Here is a 6,596-nt window from a genome sequence, read left to right as displayed (position 1 = left end):
GCGCCCAGCAGCTCATGCACGGCAAGACCAGCGTGATCACCACCACCCGGCAGGGTGTGTTCGCCGACCTGCCCGAACAGTTCGTCGTCAACCGCTACCACTCGCTGGCGATCGAAAAATCCTCCTGCCCGAAGGCCCTGGCCGTCACGRCCTGGACGGACGACGGTGAGATCATGGGCGTGCGCCATAAGGAGTTACCCATCCAGGGCGTGCAGTTCCACCCCGAATCGATACTCACCGAGCACGGCCACGCCATGCTGAAAAACTTCCTGGAGCAGACCGTATGAGCCAAGCTTCCGTGGACCTGCGCAGCGACACCGTGACCCGGCCGACGGCCGCGATGCGCGAAGCCATGCTGGCCGCGCCGCTGGGCGACGACGTGTTCGGCGACGACCCTGCCGTCAACGCGCTGCAGGAAAAAATCGCCGGCCTGCTGGGCTTCGAGGCCGCGCTCTTTGTGCCCACCGGCACGCAGAGCAACCTTTGCGGAATCCTCTCCCATTGCCAGCGCGGCGACGAGTACATCGTCGGCCAGATGGCGCATTGTTATCGCTGGGAAGGCGGCGGCGCGGCGGTGTTCGGCAGCGTGCAGCCGCAGCCGCTGAACCACCACACCGACGGCACCCTGGCCCTGTCCGAGATCGAGGCGGCCATCAAGCCCGATGACGCGCATTTCGCGCGCACCCGGCTGCTGGCACTGGAAAACACCTTGGGCGGCAAGCTGCTGCCGTTTGACTATGTTCAGCAGGCCACCGCGCTCGCGAAAAAACATGGCCTGGCTCGCCACCTGGACGGCGCAAGGCTGTTCAACGCCGCCGTCGCGCAGGCCGCGCAAACGGGCAGCAACCCGCTGGCTGAGGCGCGCCGCATTGCGGGCTGTTTTGACAGCGTCTCCGTCTGTTTCAGCAAAGGGCTGGGCGCGCCCGTCGGCTCGGCGCTGTGCGGTTCGCGTGAGTTCATCGCGCGCGCGCACCGTATCCGCAAGATGGCGGGCGGCGGCATGCGCCAAGCCGGCGTGCTGGCGGCCGCGGCATCGCATGCGCTGGATCACCACGTCGGGCGCTTRGCCCAGGACCACGCACTGGCCAAACACCTGGCTGACGGGCTGGCCGGCATCGAGGGCTTGCAGGTCGAGCCGCCGCACACCAACATCGTGTTTGTCGACCTGACGGGCGCGGCGCGCGAGCAATCGGCGGCCCTGCTCAAGCACCTGGGCAGCCAGGGCATACAGGCCACGGGCTTGTACCGCCTGCGTTTTGTGACGCATCTCGATGTGGACGCCGCCGGCGTGGACCGCGCCGTGGCCGCCATCCGGCAGTTCTTCCATCTCAAGGCCTGAAAGGACAAAGCCATGCCCGACTTCCAGCACCTGTTGCTCTTCATCGCGGCCGGCTGGCTGCTCAACCTGACGCCGGGCCCCGACGTGCTGTACATCGTGACCAATTCGCTGCGCTCGGGTGCGCGCGCCGGCATCGTGGCAGGCCTGGGCATCACGGCTGGCTGTTTTGTCCACATCTTCGCGGCGGCCATAGGCGTCGGCGCGTTGCTGGCCACTTCGGCTCTTGCCTTTACCGTGCTCAAGTGGATAGGCGCGGCCTACCTGCTGTGGATAGGCGCGAAGATCCTGTTGTCCAAAGCGCCGCAGGCCACCACCGATCTCGTCGCGGCGGCAGCGGCCCAGCCGGAGCGGCGCCTGAAAGCGGTCTTTATGGGGGGCTTCTGGACCAATGTCCTGAATCCCAAGGTTGCGATATTTTTCCTGGCCTTTGTGCCGCAGTTCATCGCGCCCGGCGCCGACAACAAGGCCCTGGCTTTTGTGCTGCTGGGCATGCTGTTCAACCTGAACGCCATCCCGGTGAATTCGGGCTGGGCCCTGGCGGCCGCCTGGATGGCCAAGCGCGATGCCGTGCAGCGCGGCATGCATTGGCTGGACCGTGCGGCCGGTGTCATGTTCATCGCGTTTGGCCTGAAGCTCGCCTTTACCGATAATCCGGCGAACTGAGCCATCCCGTCCAGCACCCATAAAGCAACACAGCAAACGAGACACGCCATGCCCCATACCCACAAGAYCACCCCGCAGGAGGCGCTTCAGCGCACCATAGAGCATCGCGAAATCTTCCACGACGAGATGCTGCACATCATGCGCCTGATCATGAGTGGCGAAATGTCGCCCGTGATGATGGCCGCGCTGATCACCGGCCTGCGCGTCAAGAAAGAGACCATCGGCGAGATCACCGCCGCCGCGCAGGTGATGCGCGAGTTTTCCACCAAGGTTCATGTGGCCGACAAGACGCACCTGGTCGACATCGTCGGCACCGGCGGCGACGGCTCGCACACCTTCAACATCTCCACCTGTTCGATGTTTGTGGCAGCTGCGGCGGGCGCCAAGGTCAGCAAGCACGGCGGGCGCAGCGTGAGCAGCAAGTCCGGCAGCGCCGACGTGATCGAGTCCCTGGGCATCCACATCGGCCTCTCCCCCGAAGCCATTGCAAAGTGCATAGAGCAAGTCGGTGTGGGCTTCATGTTCGCGCCCAACCACCACCCGGCCATGAAAAACGTCGCGCCCATCCGCAAGGAACTCGGCGTGCGCACCATCTTCAACATCCTGGGACCGCTGACCAACCCGGCCGGTGCACCCAACATCCTGATGGGCGTGTTCCATTCCGACCTGGTGGGCATCCAGGTCCGTGCGCTGCAGCGCCTGGGCGCCGAGCATGCGATGGTGGTCTACGGCAAGGACGGCATGGACGAAGTCAGCCTGGGCGCGGCCACCGTGGTCGGCGAACTCAAAAACGGTGAAATCACCGAGTACGAAATTCACCCCGAAGACTTCGACATGCCCATGGCCAGCAACCGCGCGCTGCGCGTGGAGACACCCGAGCAGTCCAAGGCCATGCTGCTGGGCGTGCTGGACAACCAGCCCGGCGCGGCACGCGACATCGTGATCCTCAATGCCGGCGCGGCGCTGTATGCCGCCAATGTGGCCGAGTCGATGAAGGCCGGCATCGTGCTGGCCCGCGAGGCGCTGGCGTCGGGCGCGGCCAAGGCCCGCCTGCAGCAACTGATTTCCACCACCCAACAACTGGCAGCCTGAACACCATGTCCGATATCCTCGACAAAATCATCGCCGTCAAGCGCCAGGAAATCGCCGAAGCGATTCGCAAGAAACCGCTGGCGGTGATGCGTGAAGACGCCGAGTCGCGTGTGCTGACACGCGACTTCGTGGGCGCGCTGCGCGCCAAGATCGCGGCGGGCCAGCCCGCGGTGATCGCCGAAGTCAAAAAGGCCAGCCCGTCCAAGGGCGTGCTGCGCGCCGACTTTATCCCGGCCGACATCGCGCAAAGTTATGCCGAGGGCGACGGTACGCTCAGCGCGGCCTGCCTCTCGGTGCTGACGGACAAGCAGTTCTTTCAGGGCAGCATCGACTACCTCAAGCAGGCCCGGGCTTCATGCGACTTGCCGGTGCTGCGCAAGGATTTCATGGTCGACCCCTACCAGGTGTATGAGGCGCGTGTCATGGGTGCCGACTGCATCCTGCTGATCGCGGCCTGCCTGGACGACGCGCAGATGAAGTCGCTCGAGGCGCTGGCCATGTCGCTGGACATGGCGGTGCTGGTCGAAGTGCACGACAAGGCTGAGCTGGAGCGCGCGCTCAAGCTCAGGACGCCGCTGATCGGCATCAACAACCGCAACCTGAAGACCTTCGAGGTCTCGCTGGACACCACGCTCGGCATGCTGGGCCAGGTACCGGCGGACCGACTGCTCATCACTGAATCGGGCATCGCCACGCCGGCCGAGGTGAAGCGCCTGCGCGCTGCCGGCGTGAATGCCTTCCTGGTCGGCGAGGCCTTTATGCGGGCCGAAGAACCGGGGCTGGCCCTGGCCCAGCTGTTCGCAGGCAACTAAGTCAAAGAGGAAGAGGCGGCGGCCATGAACTCTCCGGACCAGCTGAAGAGCGCGAACCCTGCGGACTGGCCTGTGGCGCAGGGCTGGCGACCCACCACCGAGGCTTTTTTCGCCGGTCCTACCGGCCGCAGGCTGCTGGATTTTCTCCAGGGCCGGCTTGCCGAAGGCGCGACGATTTTTCCGCCCCTGCCGCTGCGCGCGCTGGAACTGACGCCGCCCGAAGAGGTGCGCGTCGTGATCCTGGGCCAGGACCCGTACCACGGCCGGGGCCAGGCTGAAGGACTGGCCTTCTCCGTGGCTTCCGGCGTGGCCTTGCCGCCCTCGCTGCGCAACATCTTCAAGGAGCTGCAGCGCGACCTCGGCACGCCGCCGCCGGCCTTTCCGGTGCCCGGCGGAAGCCTGGTGAAGTGGGCCACGCACGGCGTGCTGTTGCTCAACACATGTCTTACGGTGGAAGAAGCGCAGCCCGCCAGCCACGCCGGCAAAGGCTGGGAAGTGCTGACTGATACCTTGATCCGCCAGGTGTCCGACGGCGACCATCCGGTGGTCTTCATGCTGTGGGGCGCCCATGCCCAAAGCAAGCGGGCCTTGATCGATGTGAAGCGCCACAAGGTGCTGGTGGCCAACCATCCCTCGCCGCTGTCGGCCCTGCGGCCGCCGGTGCCTTTTATTGGATGCGGCCATTTTTCGCAGGCGCGGGAGTGGCGCGACATGCACCCGAAAAGCCAGCCGGCGCAGCAAAGTCCGGGTGGCGGACAAGCGCCAATAAAAAGCGCCGAGCAGCCCGGCTAGAACTCCTGGGGGAGGCTCCCGACGTAGTCGCGCCGGATATTGACCGTGCTCTGGTGGCCCAGGGCCTCAAAATGGCGGCGCAGCCAGCGTTTGGCCGCGCCGTGGCCCATGTCAAACAGCTTTTCAATCATGGCGCCGTCGGCCGACATCTTGCTCGACGAGGGCAGGTCTTCCAGGGCCTCGCCACCGTCGATGCGGTGCAGCAGCAGGCTTTTGTACTTCACGCCCTCCTGCAGGCGCCCGTCTGCCAGCAGTCGGTTGATGAAGTCGATGGTGCGCATCTGCGACAGCAGGCTGGCGTTAAAGGTCAACTCGTTCACCCGGTCCATGATGTCGTGCGGCGTGTGGGGAACCTCGGGCCGCCGCAGGGGGTTGATCTGYACCACGATGATGTCGCGGCTGCTGCATTCGCTGATCAGGGGCAGCAGGGACGGATTGCTGGAAAATCCCCCGTCCCAGTAGGACTGGCCGTCGATTTCCACCGCCTGGAACAGCGTGGGCAGGCAGGTGGAGGCCATCACGGCCTGCAAAGTCAGGCGTTTGCCCGAAAAAATTTCCGCCCGGCCCGTGGTCACATGGGTCGCGGATACAAAGGCCTTGGGCACATCCAGGCCGGCGATGGCGTGAAAGTCGATTTCCGCCTGCAGCAGCTTGCGCAGGGGATTGATGTCCAGCGGATTGGACTGGTAAGGCGAGAGCCACTGGCTCATTGCGCTATTGAAGAAGTTAGTGCCCACTTTATCGGAGGACCAGCCGCCCAGCAGCATCTTGCTGATGCCCTCGGCCATGGAGCCCAGGCTGCCCATGGCGGCCACGCCTTGCCAGATCCGGGCCAGCGATGCGCGGGCCGCCTCCCGGGGATTCGGCGTTCCGCTGTCCTTGTGGGTGGCCACAGCAAATCCATGGGCCAGTGCCACGGCATTGACCGCGCCCGCGCTGGCGCCGCTGATGCCGTCGAACTGGATGCGTTCATCCTGCAACAGGGCGTCCAGGACTCCCCAGGTGAAGGCGCCGTGGGAGCCGCCGCCCTGCAAGGCCAGGTTGACCCGGCGCTGGGAGGACGGTTCTGGCGGTGAGGGGGGGAGAAGTGAGGCGCTCATGGCGCTAGTTTGACAGGCGCAAAGTCCCGCCGGCCCCGGAAGCGGCCCGGCCGGCATTTTTTAATGTTTTTGCGAGGCCCCGGCATTTCGCCCGACATAAAACCGTGGCATAATCCGAGGTTCGCTTGAAGGATGGGTGCCCGAGTGGCTAAAGGGGGCAGACTGTAAATCTGTTGGCTAACGCCTACGCTGGTTCGAATCCAGCCTCATCCACCAGATTTTGTTTGATTTTTGGCAAGCGGTCAGTGCAAGGCGGTCGCGTAAAGCGGGTTTTGGGCTGTGAGTGGTTTGAAGTGAGTTGAATTTGGCAGAGCTGCGCGGGAGTAGTTCAATGGTAGAACCCTAGCCTTCCAAGCTAATGACGCGGGTTCGATTCCCGTCTCCCGCTCCACGAGGCTCCGGTTTCGGGGTGTTTGCGGGCTCTGCTGGTTGATCTTGTGCCGGACTGCAGTGGGTATTGAAGTCTTTTGACTTTTTGAAGAATTTAGGCCCTTTTGGCTCAGTGGTAGAGCACTCCCTTGGTAAGGGAGAGGTCGCGGGTCCGATTCCCGCAAAGGGCACCATATTTAGAGCCGGCGCAGCGCGCAAAGCGTTGCGGCCGGCGGTAGTGATTCACTGGTTTTGTAACTCTTTATAAATTTCTGGAGTTGAAAAATGGCAAAAGGCAAATTTGAGCGGACCAAGCCGCACGTCAACGTAGGCACGATTGGCCACGTGGACCATGGCAAGACGACGCTGACGGCGGCGATCACGACCGTTCTGGCGTCCAAGTTCGGCGGCGAAGCCAAGGGCTATGAC

At 64.2% G+C, this 6,596-nt stretch carries 8 protein-coding genes and 3 tRNA genes; 10 read left to right on the top strand and 1 reads right to left on the bottom strand.

Features of this window, described 5'->3' with window-relative positions; all coding sequences use genetic code 11:
• The 6 genes from AC1D0P_RS19650 to AC1D0P_RS19625 form a co-directional block, all read left to right on the top strand.
• Positions 1-287: glutamine amidotransferase-related protein (locus AC1D0P_RS19650; RefSeq protein WP_477678293.1), on the top strand; the 287-nt coding region annotated here is incomplete at its 5' end.
• Complete coding sequence (ltaE, locus tag AC1D0P_RS19645; RefSeq protein WP_477678292.1) at positions 284-1,339, top strand: low-specificity L-threonine aldolase; 1,056 nt, start codon at positions 284-286, stop codon at positions 1,337-1,339. The genes AC1D0P_RS19650 and ltaE, both read left to right, overlap by 4 nt.
• A 12-nt stretch (positions 1,340-1,351) precedes the next feature.
• Positions 1,352-2,002: a LysE family translocator gene (locus AC1D0P_RS19640; protein WP_477678291.1), complete on the top strand. Its 651-nt coding sequence runs from the start codon at positions 1,352-1,354 to the stop codon at positions 2,000-2,002.
• A 48-nt stretch (positions 2,003-2,050) separates the two neighbouring features.
• Positions 2,051-3,094: an anthranilate phosphoribosyltransferase gene (gene trpD, locus AC1D0P_RS19635; RefSeq protein ID WP_477678290.1), complete on the top strand. Its 1,044-nt coding sequence runs from the start codon at positions 2,051-2,053 to the stop codon at positions 3,092-3,094.
• A gap of 5 nt (positions 3,095-3,099) precedes the next feature.
• Complete coding sequence (gene trpC / locus AC1D0P_RS19630; RefSeq protein ID WP_477678289.1) at positions 3,100-3,906, top strand: indole-3-glycerol phosphate synthase TrpC; 807 nt, start codon at positions 3,100-3,102, stop codon at positions 3,904-3,906.
• A gap of 24 nt (positions 3,907-3,930) precedes the next feature.
• Positions 3,931-4,698 carry a uracil-DNA glycosylase gene (locus tag AC1D0P_RS19625; protein ID WP_477678288.1) on the top strand — a complete coding sequence of 256 codons (768 nt, stop codon included), beginning with the start codon at positions 3,931-3,933 and terminating at the stop codon, positions 4,696-4,698.
• Here AC1D0P_RS19625 and AC1D0P_RS19620 read toward each other — a convergent pair.
• Positions 4,695-5,798, bottom strand: a complete 1,104-nt coding sequence (locus AC1D0P_RS19620) for a patatin-like phospholipase family protein (protein WP_477678287.1) — start codon at positions 5,796-5,798, stop codon at positions 4,695-4,697. The two genes, AC1D0P_RS19625 and AC1D0P_RS19620, sit on opposite strands and share 4 nt — an antisense overlap.
• Positions 5,799-5,928: 130 nt before the next feature.
• On the opposite strand from AC1D0P_RS19620, the gene AC1D0P_RS19615 reads away from it, so the two are divergent.
• The 4 genes from AC1D0P_RS19615 to AC1D0P_RS19600 form a co-directional block, all read left to right on the top strand.
• Positions 5,929-6,014: transfer RNA gene (locus AC1D0P_RS19615), tRNA-Tyr, on the top strand.
• Positions 6,015-6,115: 101 nt separating this feature from the next.
• Positions 6,116-6,189, top strand: a tRNA-Gly gene (locus AC1D0P_RS19610).
• Between the two features lie 97 nt (positions 6,190-6,286).
• Positions 6,287-6,361, top strand: a tRNA-Thr gene (locus AC1D0P_RS19605).
• 91 nt (positions 6,362-6,452) lie between these two features.
• Positions 6,453-6,596 (top strand): GTP-binding protein (locus AC1D0P_RS19600; RefSeq protein WP_477664961.1); only part of this gene is annotated, 144 nt, incomplete at its 3' end.

This window comes from Polaromonas sp. P1_G2, assembly GCF_056405515.1.
The sequence above is the reverse complement of the archived record's forward strand: the minus strand, read 5'-3'. Positions and strand labels throughout refer to the sequence as shown.

Coding starts and splice junctions, on each gene's coding strand:
- AC1D0P_RS19640 (WP_477678291.1), top strand. CDS start 1,352: ATGCCCGACTTCCAGCACCTGTTGCTCTTCATCGCGGCCGGCTGGCTG.
- trpC (WP_477678289.1), top strand. CDS start 3,100: ATGTCCGATATCCTCGACAAAATCATCGCCGTCAAGCGCCAGGAAATC.
- AC1D0P_RS19625 (WP_477678288.1), top strand. CDS start 3,931: ATGAACTCTCCGGACCAGCTGAAGAGCGCGAACCCTGCGGACTGGCCT.